This is a genomic window from Listeria grandensis FSL F6-0971 (genome assembly GCF_000525835.1).
Lineage (GTDB): Bacteria > Bacillota > Bacilli > Lactobacillales > Listeriaceae > Listeria_A > Listeria_A grandensis.
Map to the genome: position 1 here is coordinate 1 of NZ_AODD01000031.1, position 19,082 is coordinate 19,082.

Here is a 19,082-nt window from a genome sequence, read left to right on the forward strand (position 1 = left end):
TCCTGCAAGCGGGTTTTGCGTATCTGCATCTACTTTTGTAAATTCTACCCCACCACGCGGGTCAGCAAAGGCCACGGTTTGATCGGCATCATTTAAATCTTCGTGTGTTGCGACGATAAGACCTGATGCTACATCAATCAGTTGCTCAAATACGACAACTTGTTGTCCGCGTAGAGCTGTCGCGTCAAATGCTGCTAAATCTACTACTTCCTGACCTGTTGCATTCGCTGCAGTGAATTGTTTTTGTCCTGTTGTTAGTTGCAAGGCGCCATCTTTTGTTAGAAGCGTTGCATTTAAGCGGTATTCTTTACCTGAGATTAAGTCGCTGTAAGAAACACGGTCGCTGATTGCAGCGGCTTCTCCTGGAAAAAGGATTTTACTATTTGTGCCTGTTTCAAAAGCGATGGTTTGGATGGTTGGATCAACAATCGCTTTATTCGAAACACCCAACTTAAATGGCACCGTTACTTGGTCCTCGCCGATCGTGAAAGGTCTTGGTGTGGCATCCAACTCATAGCCTGCTGGTGCTTTTGTCTCTACAAAATAGTAATCTCCAAATTCTAAGTTATTCACGTGGAATGTCCCTGATGCTGGCGTTACATGACTGTCTACCAGTGTTCCTGAACCAGGCGTTCCTCGGAATAAATCAAACGATGCCCCTGCTAAAACTTTACTTTTGTCTGCTTCATCGTACTTAATCAACTCTACAGATCCTACTGGTATTTCGATTGCTTTGTTCGCAACACCCAACTTAACCGGTACCGTCACTTGATCTTCGCCGATCGTGAAAGGTCTTGGTGTTGCGTCTAACTCATAGCCATTCGGTGCTTCTGTCTCTACAAAATAGTAATCTCCAAATTCTAAATTATTGACTGCCACAATACCATTCGCTGGCGTTGTATGCGAGCTGATTGGAGTATTTCCCGCTGATGGTGTTCCTTTATATAAATCGAATTTCGCTCCTGCTAATCCTTTGCTTTTGTCTGCTTCATCGTATTTGCTTAGTTCTACAGATCCGACGGGTATTTCTTCAAGTTCATTAATAATTGGGATTGCTAATGTGTTCATACCACTAGAATCTAAAGCAAAGCGATATGGTGCATCTAACAGTTTATATCCTTCGGGTGCACTTTTTTCACGGAGCTCATACGTCCCAAAACGAAGCTTATCATAGCTTATAACACCATCTTTATCTGATGTTAAGCCGGTCGCTATCTCTATTTCTCCGCCACTCGCTGGTATACGATATAGATCAAAACTAGCTCCTTCTAAAGGTTTTCCAGCAGTATCTTGTTTGATGGCAGTAAAAGCCGCTTGCTCGCCCTCCGCTCCACCAGTACCACCTTCAATTCGTACAGTGTTCTCAATCTTTCTCTCAAATCCATTCCCTTTGATAGTGGCCTCGTTGTAAAACGCTTCTTGATCTGCATCTGTTACTTTGGTTCTGTAAGTAATCTCCCTTCCGTAACCATCATCTAAGTCCCCTAAATCCAATCCAAAAGTCCTAGCAGCAGGATCCTGTCTGGTTACTTTTAAATCAGGAAGTCCATTTTCTATGAAAAACCCACCTCTAACGCCGTATGCTTGTCTAACTTTAACGGAGTCTGAAATGAGCGTTTGACCTACGCCGTAACTATCTTCTAGTGTAACGTTATACACTGGTTCGTAATAACCTGGGTCTGTTGGGAGAGATTTTAATTTTGGAGGAATAATAAAAACATACCACTCTATTATTCCATTCCCTTGATACGAAGGCATCTTATAGCTGGAGTCCACTGTTATTTCTACAGGTCCAGGCTCACCAGGAGGACCTTCTCCTTCATTCTCTTTAATAGCTGTTATTGTCACTGGTTTTTTACCTGGCAGAGCTTCAAATTCTATTTTTTGGTTGGGTTGTACACTTGAATCAAACTGTATAAAAAATTCAATGTATCCTCTTACATTTGAATGTGTTTCCGGATAATCCGTAAATGTCACATTATAAACTTTACCTCCAGGGGAAGTTGCTTGTCCTCTTGCTACAACGGCACCCGACGCAGCTTTAAACTCCATAACATCGTTTTGGGTCGTTTGAAGTCCTTCTGGCAGTGTTATATTCATTGTATTTCCTTCTTTAACGTCGATACTATTTGGTATTGTCCAGTCATATCGAACCTTAAAGCTTTTATTTATAGGGGCTTCTGAGATAGTATTCCCGTTTCTATCAGTAGTATCAATACCTGTAATAAACTGTGTTCCCCAAGACACCGATGCCGATGCCATCATTTGCATTGGTAGCAGACTCCCTGTTAGTGCACAAATTAATAGTATAGAAATTATTCTTTTAATAGTTTTCATTGTATCTTCCCCCTCTTTCTTGAATTCCATTCATAATAGCGCTATCAACGTAAATTTAACTTGAGAATGTAACATTGTCAATATTTTTACTTTTTCAATTAAATTTATAATTTAAATTTTTGAAAAGTGTATAATTTGCAGAATAATATACTTATCACTTCTTTTTATCTACCATGAATACTATAAATGAATTCAATAATTTACTCAAAAAAGGCGGAAAGCAACTATCGTCTATAAAAAGGGACGTCTACATTAAGGGGTACCATTAGATACTTTTGTCTTTATCTCCGCCATATCTAAAACGTTATTATTTAAACAATACAGACAAAAAAATCATTTTTCAAAATCACTAAAATAAAGTATAGATTTACATGTTTCAATTCCCCACCACCCTAAATATTTTTCCATAAAATGTTTCATTGTTCCTTTAACGAGGTATTGTCTATTAATAATTTACAAAATACACTTTGAAGGAGTGATTGTCATGTCTGCCAAAAAAATATCGGAAGCAATGTCTCAACAATACAAGGAGCTCGAAAACGAAAGAATCGTTATGGATATGTTCATCGACTGTTTCATGACAATGCTCGCACAGAAACAACGGATGGAACGAATCCGAAACGAAATTGATCTTGCTTTAGATACTCAAAATAGACGGCGCTTTTATCGTTTGACTACACGGATGAAACGACTACAAGACGAACAACTTCATACGTAGGCGATTTAGAGTAGATTTGAAATATAACTTGTTATAACGAAAGCAGTGCATTATTCATGTATCTGGATAGACCGCTCACTCTCTTAGGTTGCTTATCCATCCCTTTTTTGTAAAATAAACGCGATACAATCATTGGTACTAATGATTGCATCGCGTTTATTTGTATTATTTCACTACCATGACGTTACATGGGGCATGGTTGACTACATATGCCGTCGTTGAGCCGATTAGCCTTCTTTCCAGCGCGCCTCTTCCTGTTGCGCCGATTACGATTAAATCGACCTGGTTTTCTTTCGCGTATTCCACAATACTTCTTTTGGCATCGCCATGTATCGCTTCATTTTTGTATGTTATCGTTGTACCAAGCCCGGCTGTTATTGTTTCTAGCCTTTTTTCTGCTAGCGCTCGATATACGTCGTCGATTTCTGGACGTACATCCAGCTGTAAGTAAAGTTCATCGTCATTCGGCATGATTTCACTGATTACGGTCAGGAATATCAAACTCGCTTTTTCGAATTTTGCAATCCGGATCGCTTCTTGAAATGCATCCTGAGACTGCTCTGACCCGTCAAACGCCACCAAAATTTGTTTTATCTTTGTTTCTGTCATCCTACTTCACTCGCTCTCCTGTTTATATAGTTTCTAAGACTACCAGACTACATTTCTGCACTGCTTTTCACTTGTTCTTTTCGGATAAATTTCATAAGGAAGATAAGGAAAACAACACAGAGAATGGATAGAATGGCGATTTTAGTATTTCCTTTAAGTAAGGCGTCTCCTCCAAATGCGTATAAAAAAGAGGTAGGTAAAACACCGACTGTCACCGCTAACAAAAGAGATTTAAGCGATAATTTTAATTTTACTGCTGTGTAGTTCACGATAACGGAAGGGATAACTGGTATCATATATCCTACTGTGATTCCAACGGTGGGCTTTTTCATGTGAGAAATGTTCGTTATAAATTTCCCTGGATCTTTTGTTTTGTTGGATAGACCGAATTTGCGCAGAAGTAGGATAACAATGAAGTTTCCTGTTATATTCCCGATAACATTCATTAAAACACCGATCCACGGACCAAAACATACGCCGATAAAAATGCCAATAATGGAGTTGGGGACTCCTGGTATAGCACACATGACCGCGGTCAAAGCTATTAATAGTAACGCGTCTTTTAATTTATGACTACGGATACTTTCCATTAAATGGGCCCGATCTGCTTTGGGGTCAAGAAATAGCATGAAATCCGTGTAGTAATCTTTGTATATCACATAACCCAGTATTATCACTATGACAAGGCCTAGGAAAATAAATAGCACTTTCAGACGAGCACTTATTTTCATCCCCTCCCTTTTCACGTACTATATCAATTATAGCTCGGCATTTTGAACTTAGCAAATTCTACCTATATTACCTCACTATGTAAGCTACGACGTGTCTTTTCTTGTCACTGCACCTTCTCTTTTTTGCGAAAGCCATTTGGAGTATAGCCTGTATATTTCTTGAATTGCCGGTAAAAATAAGCCATGTCGGTGTAGCCTGATTCTTCAGCGATTGCCGTCACGGGTTGCTTTGTTGTCATCAGGACTTCTTTGGCATGGTTGACGCGGTATTGATTGAGGTAGTCTGTGAAATGGCTGCCGACTTCTTTTTGGAAAAGTTGGCCGAGGTAGACGGCGTTGATGTGAAACTTGGCGCCTAGCGTTTTGAGTGACATGCCTTCCATGAAGTGTTCGGTGACGTAAGAAATGATTTTCTGGATAATCGGACTTTTGCTGTTGTCGTCGTGTTGGTTCCGATCGAAAAATGGGTGAATGAGTTCTAGCATCGTTGTTTTGAGTTCGCATGGTGTTGCCGCGCCGTCAAGTCTGCGGATCGCTTTTAGTAGCTGCTCTGGGTCGGATTCGGACATCATCAGCGCGACTTCGCTGAGCACGCGGATGACTTGGTGTGGGTCGCTTTCGTAAAGATGTGCTTCCCATTCGCTGAAAAAGTTGTCGAGCCATGTCAGCGTCTTTTCTTTTTCTTGCAAAACGAGGGCGCGCGCTAGTTGATGTTGGCTGAAATTCGGGCGCCAGCGATGCGGTAAAATTTTATCTGCTGAAATGAGCGTGCCGGGTGAGGAGACGAGGCGTTCTTGGAGTAGTTGTTCGAGCCCACGGAATGCTTTCGGAAAGTAGGCCGTCCCTGTTCCTACTTCGCTCATCAAAAAGAAGCATTGCTCCACGCCGATGAGGGTGCTGATTTTTTCGTATACCGTCGCGATATCTGCCGCAATTCCATCGTCGTCCTCTGCCATTAAACCAATGAGTAGTTCTTCTTCTGGATTCAGCAACATGAAAGGATATTCTGCACGCAAATGGCTTTGTAGCTTCTTCCAGCCGTCTGCCGTCCGATCCACCTGGCCATACAGCGGCTGAATCCACACGAGTGCCGTCCGCATTTCTTTGGCAAGCGGCATTTTATAAAGCGCCATCCGTTCCTTCCAATCCTCCATTCCAATTCGGTCATTCAGCCAGCGCCAAAGCGCATTATCTCGCAAAATATAGTACGCCGCATCGTCTCCCGTCGCTTGAAAATCGGCTTCTACCTTCTCTTTAATTTGCGTGATTGTTTCGAGTAACTCCATCTCGTTCAGCGGTTTCAACAAATAGTTCTCAATCCCGATTGCGAGTCCCCGTTTCACATACTCAAATTCCTGAAATCCCGACAAAACAATGAATTTCGTCTCAGGTTGTTCCTTTTTCCAAGCCTCAATCAGCTGTAAACCATCCATTTTTGGCATTTTAATATCCGTAATCACAAGGTCGCACGGCTCGTTCGCGAAATGCGTCAGCGCCTCCATGCCGTTTTTCGCCGTTCCAATAATTTCGATTTCTTCATCAAATTCCTGAATCACTGCCCGCAAACCTTGCACAATCAACGGCTCGTCATCTACTAAAAGCATTTTCAACATAGTTTTTCCTCCCCTCAGATGTGTACGGAACGCGCAGTGTCACTTCGGTGCCTTGCCCTCTTGCGCTCGTGATTTCGAGTCCGTACCGTTCTCCAAAATAAAGCTGGATGCGGCGGTGAATGTTAACAAGTCCAATGTGGCCTTGCTCCCCTTTTTCGCCGGCTAAATTGCCCTGTATTTGGCGCATTTTTTCGTCTGTAATTCCGAGTCCGTCATCGCGCATCTTCACTTCGAGCCCGTCACCAAACCGTTTCGCGCTAAATGTCAGGCTCGTTCGTTTCTCTTCATGCCGCGCGTATTTGAAGAAATTTTCGACGAGTGGCTGTAATGTGAATTTCAAAAATGGGTGTTCCAATAGTGGTTCTTCGACTTCTAGGAAAAACGGGACTTCTTGTTGGTAGCGAAGTTCCATGAATTGGAGATATTGGCGGACGTAGCCTACCTCATCGGCAAGCGTGACCATCTCGATGTTGTCGGCGGTGTAGCGGAGGAGCGTGGATAGGTGATAAATCATATTGCTAGTCACCTTCGCGCCTTCTAGTCTCGCGTGCATGCGGATGGCTTCCAAAGAGTTGTAGAGAAAATGTGGCTCGACTTGGCCTTGTAGTGCTTTTAACTGAGCTTTTTGTTCCTCGATTTCAAGCGTGTAAACCTGCTTAATGTAGTCGTTTAAACTGTCACCCATCTTGTTGAAACTCTGACTGATTAGCGTGAGTTCATCTTCGCGTTCGTCGACGGGAAGCTTAGCACGGAGCTCACCTTTTTCCATTTGATCCATGCCGTCAATGATGACTTGGATGCGGTGAGAGTAGCGTCTGCTAATGAAAAAATTAATAGCAATCGAGATGAGGACGAGTCCAACGCCGACACCAAACAGGGTCCATTGAAGTACTGGAATACCACCAATTTGACTTTCTGGAACGACGACTTGACCGAAGACACCAGATGCTTGCTGTTCCGTCGTTTGGAGGTAGCCACTACCTTGTCTGTAAGCATTTTTCGCGTTCGTGGCTGTAATATCTGGAAGCTTATGATTGCTGTACAGGCGTTCCTTTTCATCATTCATAACGGCAAATGTGGTCGCTTCTTTTGCTTTTGGGATGAGGTTACCAAGAAATTTAGGATCGGTATACATCAGCACAGTTCCTAACGGCTGCAGCGTACTCGGATCGTTGATGACTTGCTTAAATACGAGGCTCGAATTTAATCGAAAAATGTCGTTTTTGCGTGATACTGCTTGGAGTAGTTTTTTCTCGCCGTATTTTTCGAAGATTGGTTGCCATTTTCCATAATTTGTCGGAAAAGTATACGTGAATTCTTTGTCCGCTGACACGAGTTGCACCGCGATCACATCGTCATCATATGTAAAATAGGATCTGAGAAAACTCTGCAAATCTACGCTGTAAAAGCCTTGTTTGGCGTAATAGTTGTCGATATTTTGCCGAATGTAGTCCGCGTAATCGTGTGTCATCGCAATCTGGACGTCGTTCATGAGATCGCTGTTTTTGTAAATTTCTTGTGTCATCGCCACTAGCGCGGTTGCTTTCCGATCGGCGGCGACGAGTTGCGCCTCTGAAACCGCTTTCGTTTCTTGCAACACGGCATCGACTTTTATATTGGTGTAGTATCGCGATATAAAAAAAAGCAACAATCCAACGGTGAATAATGATGTTAAGGAGAATATTAGTAACATCCGTTGGAAAATGCGCCGTTTCCGCTTGTTCGTACTCATCTTTGAAAACACCCCCTTGCCTTCATTATGCCATACCTTACGCTGATTGGGCTGTCATTTTTGCTTGCATTTTTTGAAAACGGATCAGGTTTACTTTCATAACCCAATAAGCTGGTAAAACACCAGAAATAAAGAGGACAAGCGCTGGAACTTGGGCGATTAAATAGGCCGCAATACCAAAACCAGCGATGAGGAGCAGTGAGGTTTTCCAGCTGGTGAAGGCGAGCAAGAAGGACTGCATCACATAACCCCGTAGTGGATAGATGAAATGTGCGTACACGGAAAAATAATTGACGAGCGCCAGTAATGTCATCGCGAAAAGGAAGAATAGGAAAAAATAGAGCAGACTTGATGCTAAGCCGCTCATTGTCGAAAACACAATGCGAAGATCGATGTATAGGAATCCGAGAATCGCAGCAAAACAGAGTCCGGCGATATTGGTTTCGACAAAGGCTTTTTTATAGGCTTTCCAAGCGGTTGGCCAAATAGCAATATCGATTTCTTTTTGCGACCATTTACGCGTGACCGTGAAAAGTGCTGCGGTTGCTGGCATGAAGCCGAAAATGCCTAGGCCAAATATCGTCAGAAACATCCAGATCAAGTTTGCCCAAACGAAGCGAATGAGCCACTGGCTGGCGACGAAGAATTTATCCATTTTTTCTACTTTGTTCATACTTCGACAACTCCTAGAACGAAAGAGCGAGCCTGATTTGGCGCACTCTTTGCATATTTTTATTTTGTCATTTTGGCAAGCGGGGAACCTTTGACGCAGACGCCGCATAGGCTGAGGACGAACTCGCTGAACATTGCGTTCGACCAGGCGAACCATTCGCGGGTATACTCGTGGTGATTGCTTGCGTTGACGCCTTCGTGCATGAATCCTGTGCCGCCGTCTGTTGCCACGAGCATTTCTAGAATCGCTCGTTTCTCGGATACTGATGTCGCTGTCATGCCTTGGACGCTGAGCGCAATTGGCCAAACGTAATGGTCGGGCGTGTGCGGGCTACCGATTCCTGTTAGTTCTGCGCCCTCGACGTAAAATGGATTTTCTCGACTCAAAATGAAATCGCGTGTTGCTAAGTATTTTGGATCGGTGAACTCGCCGTAACCGAGATATGGGGCTGCAAGTAAACTCGGTACATTGGCGTCATCCATGAAATTTTTGCGTCCGGTTCCATCGACTTCGTAGGCGTACATCGGGCCGTGATAGGGGTGCTCTTGTACGGCGAATGCTTGAATACCGCGTTCAATTTCGACCTTTAATGTCGTGATTTGTGTTGCTAGCGTTGCATCTTGCCAGCAATTTGCGTTGATTTCTTGCAAATAGCCTAGCGCGACGACGGCAAACATGTTGCTTGGCACAAGATAGCCGTAAAGACAGGCGTCATCGCTCGGTCTGAATCCGCTCCACGTCATGCCTGTATACGCCACTTCCGTACCTTTCCCATCGCGATTGAGTGTATCGGACTGGCGTACATCCGCACGTTCAAAAGAATACGGTGACTGCGTTTCATGGTACTGTTCGGTTTTCCATACATCCAAAATCGCCGCCACACCCTGACGGAAATCTGCATCAAAATGCGCCGTGTCATCCGTACTTTTCCACAACAAGTATCCCAATTGAATCGGATAGCAAAGCGAATCGATCTCGTACTTGCGCTCCCAAACGTGCGGCGACATTTCCGTTTTATCCGCCTGAAAACCTTTCCCATTCGCCTCTTGATTGAACGCGTTCGCATACGGATCAAGCTGAATAAAACGCATCTGCTGCTTCACAAGCCCTGCAATAATAGCCGCCATTTCCGGATCATCTTCGGCCACCATCAAATACGGACGAATTTGGCTCGTAGAATCGCGCAACCACATCGCCGGAATATCTCCTGTAATCACAAACGGCAAACCTTCTTTTGTCTCCGTCAGCGTCGTCATATACGTATTTAAAAAGCATTGCCCGAACATTTTCTGTAATTTTTCATGTTCTGGGAAAGTCTCCGCAACCAAGTCCATCATTTTCTGAAAACTTTTCGGCACATGTTTCGTCGTCATTTCGCATCCTCTTTTCTCCACGTTATAACTTCACTCGGTGCAACGGCCCAGCTTTTTTCCAGTTCAGCATCCGGATTCGCCGCTTCCAAAATCGTTGTTTTGCGCATCGCATCGTGTAACGTGATTTTTTGCTCGTCCTCCGCCACACTATAAAATCGCAAAATTTCCGCGTCCTGACTCGTCGCCCGTTTCCAACTAGAAAAAATAAGACCCGGCACATCATCCCACATCGCAAAATCTGTGCGTCCCGAAAGCCTGCCATTATGCTGCCCTTCTGCCTGCACAGCAAACGGATCCATTTGATACTCGTACGCCCACTTCGCACCCTCCGTCCGAAGCTCCTCCTCCACATACGGCATCACGTAAAATGACGCGACTTGCTCACCAAACGACTGCGCTTCAGGAGCCGGGAAGTTACCCCAGTCACCAATCTCCGAATTCGCGCGTAGCAACGTCAAACGAATCTCCGAACCATCCGCAGCGACCTCATATTCCGGCAACCCACGATTCACCACCATCAAGCCCCCCAGCGCTACAAATGCTTGCTGACGCTGATCATTACTCGGATTTTGCCACTCCTCGCTCACCTGATTCGGCCGTTCCACAATCTCAAAAACACTGTCTGCAAAATGCGTCTCATGCGTCGTTCCAGTCGGGAAAATCGCGCGCAATCTGTGATCAGCGACCACGTTCTCCATCCGCACATCGACTTTTAACGCCCGCGCACCTGCTTCCAACGTCAGCTTCGTGCGCACAATAAATTCTCGCATCCGCTCTGATCTCGGCGACACCCGCCCTGGATGCCAAACAACGCGCGCCTTCTCATCTGCAAACGACGCCACATCCGCACTTTCCGGCAATATCATCCGATGCGTCACTTCCACGGTTTTACGCACTGGCGAGCTCTCAAGCACAACACATTCCGCCAGCAAATCCTCCGTGGAGACACGCACCCCATCACCCGTTTCCTTAAACATATATTCGTTCCCAATATCGCCCTGATCCACGTATGACCCGAGCCCCGCAAAAACCACTCCCGACTTCTTGCAACACACCGAATACGTCCCATTCTCCGCAATATCTACTTGCAAAAATTGATTTTCTAACCGTTTCGCGTCTTTTTCACCACTTACCGTTACTTTTTCACCCGCCACCGGCACCGCAAAATACGTCGCAAAACCTAATCGCGGCAAGTCTTCCGCAACGAAGCTCACCAGGTAGCGCCTCGCAAAATACGGCTTACGAAACGCCCGATCCGGCAACTCATAATCGAACTGCATCCCAAGCTCCGTCACGTCTGCATCCACCAAGTTCCCATCCACGTCCCGAACCTCCAAATGCACCCTCGGCAAGCCATCCAAATATGCTGGAATCTCCTCAAACGGCATCTCCGCAAAATACGTCCGCGAAAGCTCCACATCCACCGTCACAACCCGCGTCGCCGCATAACCCGACGTGTGAAACACCACAACCGGTACAGCCTCCCCATCAAATTTTGCCGTCGTGTCCACCTGCCGCACAATCCGCGCCACCTTATCGTCCAGAATCGCGCGCGCCGCCTGCTCCGCCTTCATGAACCGCGTCTCCATCTCCTGATGCACCGCGTCCACGCTACAGCCCGTAATACTATCATGAATCTGATTCTCCATCAGCAACTTCCATGTAAACTTCAAATACTCCTCCGGGTACGCCGCCGTCCCAGTCCGCATCGCCATCACCGCAATCGGCTCGACCTGCTTCTCAAGCAACTGCTGCACCCGCTGATTCGCCTGCTTCAAATACATTCGCGACGAGGCCGTGTTCACAAGCGTCGACCAGCCATCCGTCCGCTGATTCGTAAGCTCCCCCTTGATCACCTGCAAATCCTCACACGGCAACAATTTCCGCAATTCCGTCACATACTCCGTAAAATGACTATGCTTAAACTCCACATCCGGATACAACTCCCGCGCCACATCCAGCGCCTCCGGCAAGTCCACCTGCACCGGCTGATGATCACACCCATTCAAAAACAGCAACGCCCCCGTCGACGCATAACCTTCCACATCCGCAAATCTTTTATCCCAAAACACCAACGCGTCCTCGCGCCCCGTCGGAATCTCATTCCCATTCGAATACCAATTCGCCAGCAAAACACCTAAAACCCGCGTCCCATCCGGCGCCTGCCAAAACATTTCCGAAAACGGCGACGTGTAACCGCCCTCAAAAACCTGATTATTAAATCCAGTCGGCTTCACACCCCGCCCAAAAATCACAGCATCCATCCCAGCCTGCTTCACAAGTTGCGGCGCCTGCCCATAAATCCCAAACGTATCCGGAAAATACCCGATTTTCTCAACCGCGCCAAAATCCTGCGCATCCTGCATCCCATAAAGCAAATTCCGCACATTCGCCTCACTGCTCGTCAAAAACGCATCCTGCAACATATACCAAGGACCAACCCGCAGTTTCCCGTCACGAACCAAACGCTCCATCCGCGCTCGCTCCCCAGGCTTCACCGCCAAATAATCCTCCAACATAATTGTCTGCCCATCCAAATGAAAGTAATCAAATCCCGCCTTATTCTCCAACAAATCCGCCGTCTCATCAAGCAACGTCACCAACTTATAACGCAACGTCTCCAATGGTAAAAACCACTCCCGATCCCAATGCGAATGTGAAATTATGTACGCCGTTTTCTTCATCAAATCTCGCCCCTCTCACCTATCCCAAAACACTTTCCTGCCAATTTTGTATTCGTTTTCATTCTCAGTATATCGGTCTCCATTTTGAAAATCAATAACACGCACGCAAGTCCTATGATAAGTCTATTTTTCCGGATTTTGTCTATTTCATAGGTGCGCCTCACTTCCTAATAAATTCCGAATATGCTACGATGTTATCAGACTTAAATAAAGGAGTTTTTAGAGTGCATATCAAAATCGCAAAATCAAAAGAAGACGCAACCCACATTTCCGAGCTAGCCCATCATATTTGGCATGAACACTACCCTTCAATTATCACTGAAGAACAAATAAACTATATGTTGTCCAAATTTCAATCCGCTGATACCATCTATGATGAAATCAAAAGCGGCACAACCTATCTAATGGCATTTAAAAACCAATCATTCGTGGGCTACTCCGCCTTTTACAAAAAAGATAACGAACTATTTTTGAGCAAATTATACATCGATCCTGCCTATCATAAACAAGGAATTGGTAAACAGCTATTCGCCGAGGTCACTCAATTCGCCAAAGCACACGACCTGTCTTCCATTCGCTTGTTCGTCAATAAGTACAACACCAACTCGATAGAAGCTTATAAAAAAATGGGTTTCATCATCGAAAAAGCCTTAATCACCGATGTTGGTTCTGGCTTCATCATGGATGACTACACCATGACATTCGCCTTATAGAACACAAAAACGAGCCATAAAGCTTAATTAATAGCTCCTTGACTCGTTTTCCCTTTTCTATAATTGTAAAAACTCTGTTGATCGGCATACAAAATGATTGGCATCTGCATCAATATAACCGTCCTCACCCCACTGCTTCCATGTCTGTGCGACAGTCTTTGTACTTACATTAGCGTAATTCGCAATCACCTTCTTGCTAAAACATTTCGGCAATTCTATGGCATCTTCACGCCGAGTACCAAAACGTCGCATCAATCCTCTGATACAATGCTTTAATCTAAGCTCACTGGGCTCACGCATTATTAAGCATTTATCCACTAACATCCCATCGTGATTCAAGTGATTCATATACAGATAGATCCACCCTTCTTGCATACTTAGCAGCAACTCAACCACAGCCCCTCTCGGAAATACATATAAACTGCATTTCTCCTGTGCTCGAAAAGTATATAAACTTTCACCAATAATGAACGTATTACTGAGGCCAGCAATCTGATTCGCCCCTAAAAAAGCAATTATTTGATCTTCACGTTCTAGTGAAACCGTACCTTTTTCGATAAAGAAAACAGATGGATCAGGTTCCCTCTCGGACACAAGGATTGTCTGTTTAGCCACATTTCGCTTCTCGTATGGTACACGGTTTTCCAATAGTGTATCCAGAAAACGCTCGTAACTAAATCGACGACGAATCACGCGGTGACTATATAGCTCCGTTAGCATATCTTGCATTTTTCTCCCTCCTATCTTTTTCTGTCGTCTCGTCCTTGTTTTAACCTTACCATCTTTCACAAGCAAAAAAATAACATATTTCCTGTTTTCGAGCCCAAATTTCATAGATTTTGTTACAGTTTTCCAAAATAGGATTTCACTAAAAACGGCCTATCACACCACCGTATGCACTGTTCGGCATACAGCGGTTCAATAGCTTTAGCAGGTGCTCGTGTACCTTTTGGAGGTATTCTGATATCTAATAGGCACGAGGTATTTTTCTGTAAATTCATAGTGTAAAATGCCACTATTCACAATACACCAATAGCCTTTTCGAGTATTCGCCACCATTGCCATACTTGATGTCTAGCTGTCACAAACGATTGAATCTATTTTGTACTCTTTTCTATTTTTTCCAGACAAATTGTCTGATTCGACGTCTCAACTAACCGTTGCTTTCTGAAGGAAGTGCATAACATAATAATTAATCCAGTCTCGTGTCCGATCCAATTCTTGAAGTATTCGCTCCACTGATCTGCCTCTATTTTGTCGGGTGATCGTTTTTAATTTCACTTTGAATCATTTTTTCAGTTGATCATGCGGGCATCTACACATACAAATAGATATTGCTGAGAGGAAGCTTGAACAACAAGATCTGGAGCTCCCCAAGCGTTCTCACTTTTTTTTCACACATACAGAAATAAGCACACAAAAATAGCACCCTTTGTTAAAATTAAAGTACCAACAAAAACCTAACAAAAAAGTGCTATTTATATATATTTATTATAACATGAATCAACCAGTCATTCCAATGAATTTAGAAAAAAATCTCATGAAATCTTATGTAAGATAATATACATAAGCATTCAAAAGGTATTTGAAAAGTAAATAGTCGAGAGTATACAACGGCAGAACAGCTCCCATTCCCTCATCTTGAACAGGAACTAAAGTAACATTAAATACTTATTAAAAATCAAGATCTAAAAAAGCAGTTGAAAGATCATGGTTGATCTTTCAACTGCTTCAGGCTCCATGTGGAACTCGGGAGTCATCGTACCTCACTTCAAGGTTAACGAACTTATTATATTCCTTGACGAACGCCAACTGTACAGTGCCAACTGGTCCATTACGCTGTTTGGCAATGATAATTTCGATTGTGCCATCGTTTTCACTTTCGTGATCGTAGTAATCATCACGATATAGGAAAGCTACAATGTCGGCATCTTGCTCGATTGATCCTGATTCCCGAATGTCAGACATCATTGGGCGCTTATCTTGACGCGACTCCACACTACGAGACAACTGAGAGAGCGCAATGACCGGGATTTTTAATTCCCGCGCGAGGGCTTTTAGAGAACGTGAAATTTCGGAAACTTCTTGTTGTCTATTTTCTCCACCATTACGTCCGCTTCCTGAGATAAGTTGTAAGTAATCGATGACGATCATACCAAGCCCAGCTTCCTGTTGCAAGCGACGGCATTTGGAACGAATCTCATTCACACGTACACCAGGTGAATCATCGATATAAATACCCGAATTCGACAGTGTTCCCATCGCGATCGTCAGTTTCTGCCAGTCATCAGCGGTTAAGGACCCTGTCCGTAAATTCTGCGCGTTGATATTCCCTTCTGCGCAAAGCATCCGCATCACGAGTTGCTCCGCTCCCATTTCGAGACTAAAAATCGCAACATTCTCATCCGTTTTCGTCGCCACATTTTGTGCGATATTCAAAGCAAAAGCGGTTTTACCAACGGACGGACGCGCGGCAACAATAATCAGGTCGTTGCGCTGAAAGCCCGCCGTCATGTGATCTAGCGCGCTGAACCCACTTGGAATCCCGGTAATATCGCCTTTTCGATTGTGAAGAATCTCGATATCATCATACGTTTTGACGAGGACATCTTTAATGTTCTTAAAAGCCCCAACATTTTTACGGGAGGAAACTTCCAAGATATTTTTTTCGGCCTCGTCCATAAGTGTTTCCACTTCGTCTTCGCGTGCATAGCTGTCCGTCGCGATTTGTGTCGCAGTACGAATCAGCCTACGCAACAAAGCCTTGTCTTCTACAATGTGAGCGTAGTACTCTAAATTGGCTGCGGTCGGAACCGCTCCAGATAATTCGGTCAAATAAGGCAAACCACCGACATCTTCAATCTTACCGGTAGATGCTAATGCCTCATAAATCGTTACAACATCAACCGCTTTTCCTTGGTCGCTCAGTTCAAGCATCGCCTGAAAAATGAGTTGGTGTCCCTGACGATAAAAATCATCGGGCATTAAAATTTCGGAAGCCGTAATCAGCGCCTCGGGTTGCAGAAATACTGCACCTAAAACCGCTTGCTCGGCCTCGACATTTTGAGGTGGTGTGCGATCTTGCAGGTTTTCCACTCTCAATCCCTCCCCGCTCTGTTTGGTGACTAGTCACGAAAACTAGGTTTTCCTGAGTTTTCTTTATTCTTCGCTTACGTGCACATCGATTGTCGCGACTACTTCATGGTGTAGTTTTACTGGAACTTTTGTGTGACCGAGCGCCCGAATTGGTTCTGGAAGGTCGATTTTACGTTTGTCGACTTTGATTTTATGGTTTTTTTCAAGGGCTTGGGCGATTTGTTTGGATGTAATGGACCCGAAAAGTCGGCCGCCTTCGCCTGATTTTGTTTTAAGTTCAATTGTTAATTTCTCAACGGTTTCTTTGAGTGCTTTCGCGTCCGCAAGTTCTTGTGCTGCTTCTTTTTCTGTTTTCTTTTTCTGACCCTCTAACGCGCTCATGTTACTGCTCGTCGCTGGTGTCGCAAGGCCTTTTTTGATAAGAAAATTTTGCGCGTAACCTTCTGCTACCTCTTTGATTTCGCCTTTTTTACCAGTTCCTTTTACGTCTTTTAAAAATATAACTTTCATCTTAGTTTTCTCCCTTCCAATAAGCATCGATGGCTTGTAAAAGTTGTTGTTTTGCTTCTCTAATCGTAATATTTTTCATCTGGGTTGCCGCATTGGATAAATGTCCACCGCCACCCAGTTTTTCCATAATGACTTGGACGTTGATTTCGCCTAAGGAACGCGCGCTGATGCCGATCATCTTATCGGGACGCAGTGTAATGACAAATGAGGCCTGAACGCTTTCCATCGACAACATCGTGTCTGCCGCTTGAGCCGCAATGACAGTGCCAAACACCTCATCTTCACGACCAGTCGCGATCGCCATGCCGTCATGATACACCTCGAGTGACTCCACCAAACGGCTTCGTTGCTTAAACGTCTCAATATCTTCTTTTAAAAATTGCTGTACGAGAACGGTGTCCGCGCCAAGTGAGCGTAAATAACTCGCTGCATCAAAGGTCCGCGAACCCGTGCGAAGTGTGAAGTTTTTCGTATCGACCACAATCCCCGAAAGGAGCGCTGTCGCTTCAATTTTGCCGACTTTTTCAGTGGCTGGTTGGTATTCAAAAAGCTCGGTTACCAGTTCCGCTGTCGAAGAAGCATACGGCTCAATGTAGACAAGGACTGGATTCTCGACAAATTCTTCAGAACGACGATGATGATCGACGACTACGACATGTGCCGCGGTTTCAAGCAATTCGCGATTGATAACCATCGACGGTTTGTGCGTATCGACCACAACAAGCAAGCTCTTATCCGTAATCGTATCGAGTGCAACCTGTGGCGTGATAATATTGCGAATCACGTCTGGATACTTCTCGATTTCCCGCATTAGGCGCTGTACATCCGGGCTCATTTTACCAGGCTCGACAACAACATAACCTTGCCGCTCATTCATTTCAGCTACTTTCATCACGCCGAGGCTCGAACCAACAACGTCCATATCCGGATAACGATGCCCCATCACAAAAACTTGATCGCTCTGCGTAATGAGTTCCTGAAGCGCCTGCGAGATAACCCGCGCCCGAACCCGCGTCCTTTTCTCCATCGGATTCGTTTTTCCACCATAAAAGCGAACTTGTCCTTCAGGTTGCTTAATCACGACCTGATCCCCACCACGGCCGAGCGCCAAATCAAGCCCCGACTGCGCGAGATCCGCCAAATCAATCAAGTCATCCTCTTTGTAACCAATCCCGATACTCAGTGTCAACGGAATATTCTGCTTCGACGTCCGTTCACGAATCCGGTCAAGAATCTGGAATTTCTCCTCTTCCAACCGATCCAACTGCGCCTCCGTCAAAAAGGCAATAAAGCGATCCGAGGAAATCCGTTTCAAATAAATCCGGTGTTCCTTCGCCCAGTTCGTCAACATCGATGTCACCAAATTGTTTAGCGCGCTACGTCTACGGTCATCCATGCCCTGCGTCCACTCATCATAATTATCCAGAAAAATAATCGCAAAAACCGATTTATCCGCTTGATAACGCGTATTCAAATCATAGTACTCCGTCCGATCATACAGATAAATAATGCGTTCCTTCCGTTTCACAATCGTATCAAAACGGTGCTCCCGCCACGCAATCGACTGAATCCCTTGATCCTCTTCCCCGCGAATCACCGTCAAAAACTCCGGCCCAACATCAGCCAGTGACGATCCCAAAATATCATCATCCTGCCCAAAATATTTCGCCATGAACGGGTTAAACCATTCCACATTATAATTCTCATCATATAATAAAATCCCCATCGGCATCTCAACCAGCGCCTCACCCTCACTGCGCTTAATCCGATACGACAAGTTAGAAATATATAATTGAACCTCTTTATTCAATCGGTTCTCCATGAAAAATAACAATATAACGAGCGATGTAACAGCGACAAATAAAAGTACCGCCAACCACCACTTATAATAAAAAGTGACAACTGTCAGGACGAGTACAACTGCTATTAGCCCATACAAAGGATATTTTAGCATTCTTTTCTGAAAAAAACCTGACATCAGTTGCAAGCCCCCCTTGCTTTCTTAGTTTCTAATCTTCCCAAAACGAGGTATCTTCCATATGTATTATAATCTTATCGTAAGCATTTTCACCTTCTCCTCACCGGAAATGAGAATACTCTAATCATACCATAAATCAGGTTTTGAATGTTACTATGAAGCAAAAATGTAACATTGTTTATTCTTATTCAAAACAAAATGTCCCATATTTTCCAGCATCGGCATATCCCAGCTTCCAAACAAGCACAGTACGCAACCAAAATTGACAATTTTTTGGCGGTATACTAGAATAACCCTAGGCACTAACTAGCATTT

General features: G+C 44.5%; 14 protein-coding genes. 2 read left to right on the top strand and 12 right to left on the bottom strand.

The genetic code is table 11. The features are described 5' to 3' along the window. A partial coding sequence (locus PGRAN_RS13840; RefSeq protein WP_159101153.1) for a SpaA isopeptide-forming pilin-related protein occupies window positions 1–2,337 on the bottom strand: 2,337 nt, incomplete at its 3' end. A gap of 484 nt (window positions 2,338–2,821) precedes the next feature. Between PGRAN_RS13840 and PGRAN_RS13845 the strand changes: the two genes are divergently transcribed. Continuing rightward, window positions 2,822–3,055 carry an IDEAL domain-containing protein gene (locus PGRAN_RS13845; RefSeq protein WP_036067960.1) on the top strand — a complete coding sequence of 78 codons (234 nt, stop codon included), beginning with the start codon at window positions 2,822–2,824 and terminating at the stop codon, window positions 3,053–3,055. A gap of 165 nt (window positions 3,056–3,220) precedes the next feature. On the opposite strand, the gene PGRAN_RS13850 is transcribed toward PGRAN_RS13845, so the two are convergent. The 7 genes from PGRAN_RS13850 to PGRAN_RS13880 all read right to left on the bottom strand — a co-directional run bounded on the left by PGRAN_RS13850 (window position 3,221) and on the right by PGRAN_RS13880 (window position 12,473). Then, window positions 3,221–3,664 carry a universal stress protein gene (locus PGRAN_RS13850; protein WP_036067961.1) on the bottom strand — a complete coding sequence of 148 codons (444 nt, stop codon included), beginning with the start codon at window positions 3,662–3,664 and terminating at the stop codon, window positions 3,221–3,223. A 47-nt stretch (window positions 3,665–3,711) separates the two neighbouring features. Further along, a complete protein-coding gene (locus tag PGRAN_RS13855) occupies window positions 3,712–4,395 on the bottom strand; it encodes a TVP38/TMEM64 family protein (RefSeq protein WP_036067963.1) in 684 nt (227 codons plus the stop codon). 104 nt (window positions 4,396–4,499) lie between these two features. After that, window positions 4,500–6,008: a response regulator transcription factor gene (locus PGRAN_RS13860; RefSeq protein ID WP_036067965.1), complete on the bottom strand. Its 1,509-nt coding sequence runs from the start codon at window positions 6,006–6,008 to the stop codon at window positions 4,500–4,502. After that, a complete protein-coding gene (locus PGRAN_RS13865; protein WP_036067967.1) occupies window positions 5,983–7,740 on the bottom strand; it encodes a sensor histidine kinase in 1,758 nt (585 codons plus the stop codon). Before PGRAN_RS13865 ends, PGRAN_RS13860 begins: the two co-directional genes overlap by 26 nt. A 37-nt stretch (window positions 7,741–7,777) precedes the next feature. Then, window positions 7,778–8,413: a YesL family protein gene (locus PGRAN_RS13870; RefSeq protein ID WP_036067969.1), complete on the bottom strand. Its 636-nt coding sequence runs from the start codon at window positions 8,411–8,413 to the stop codon at window positions 7,778–7,780. Window positions 8,414–8,472: 59 nt separating this feature from the next. Next, window positions 8,473–9,786, bottom strand: coding sequence for a glycoside hydrolase family 125 protein (locus tag PGRAN_RS13875; RefSeq protein ID WP_036067972.1), 1,314 nt, complete (start codon window positions 9,784–9,786; stop codon window positions 8,473–8,475). After that, entirely contained in the window at window positions 9,783–12,473 is a 2,691-nt protein-coding gene (locus PGRAN_RS13880) for an alpha-mannosidase (RefSeq protein ID WP_036067974.1), read from the bottom strand. The genes PGRAN_RS13875 and PGRAN_RS13880 overlap by 4 nt, the downstream gene beginning before the upstream one ends. A 221-nt stretch (window positions 12,474–12,694) precedes the next feature. Between PGRAN_RS13880 and PGRAN_RS13885 the strand changes: the two genes are divergently transcribed. Next, window positions 12,695–13,183, top strand: coding sequence for a GNAT family N-acetyltransferase (locus PGRAN_RS13885; RefSeq protein WP_159101154.1), 489 nt, complete (start codon window positions 12,695–12,697; stop codon window positions 13,181–13,183). Window positions 13,184–13,240: 57 nt separating this feature from the next. Here PGRAN_RS13885 and PGRAN_RS13890 read toward each other — a convergent pair whose 3' ends face one another. The 4 genes from PGRAN_RS13890 to PGRAN_RS13905 form a co-directional block, all read right to left on the bottom strand. Next, window positions 13,241–13,912, bottom strand: coding sequence for a Crp/Fnr family transcriptional regulator (locus tag PGRAN_RS13890; RefSeq protein ID WP_036067980.1), 672 nt, complete (start codon window positions 13,910–13,912; stop codon window positions 13,241–13,243). 1,002 nt (window positions 13,913–14,914) lie between these two features. After that, window positions 14,915–16,285, bottom strand: coding sequence for a replicative DNA helicase (gene dnaB / locus PGRAN_RS13895; RefSeq protein WP_420911980.1), 1,371 nt, complete (start codon window positions 16,283–16,285; stop codon window positions 14,915–14,917). A 57-nt stretch (window positions 16,286–16,342) separates the two neighbouring features. Beyond that, window positions 16,343–16,789 (bottom strand): 50S ribosomal protein L9, encoded by a 447-nt coding sequence (gene rplI / locus PGRAN_RS13900; protein WP_036067985.1) that lies wholly within the window; start codon window positions 16,787–16,789, stop codon window positions 16,343–16,345. 1 nt (window position 16,790) lies between these two features. Then, the gene (locus tag PGRAN_RS13905; protein ID WP_036067987.1) at window positions 16,791–18,767 is read right to left on the bottom strand and encodes a DHH family phosphoesterase; all 1,977 of its coding nucleotides are present in this window, start codon (window positions 18,765–18,767) and stop codon (window positions 16,791–16,793) included. Window positions 18,768–19,082: the final 315 nt, after the last annotated feature.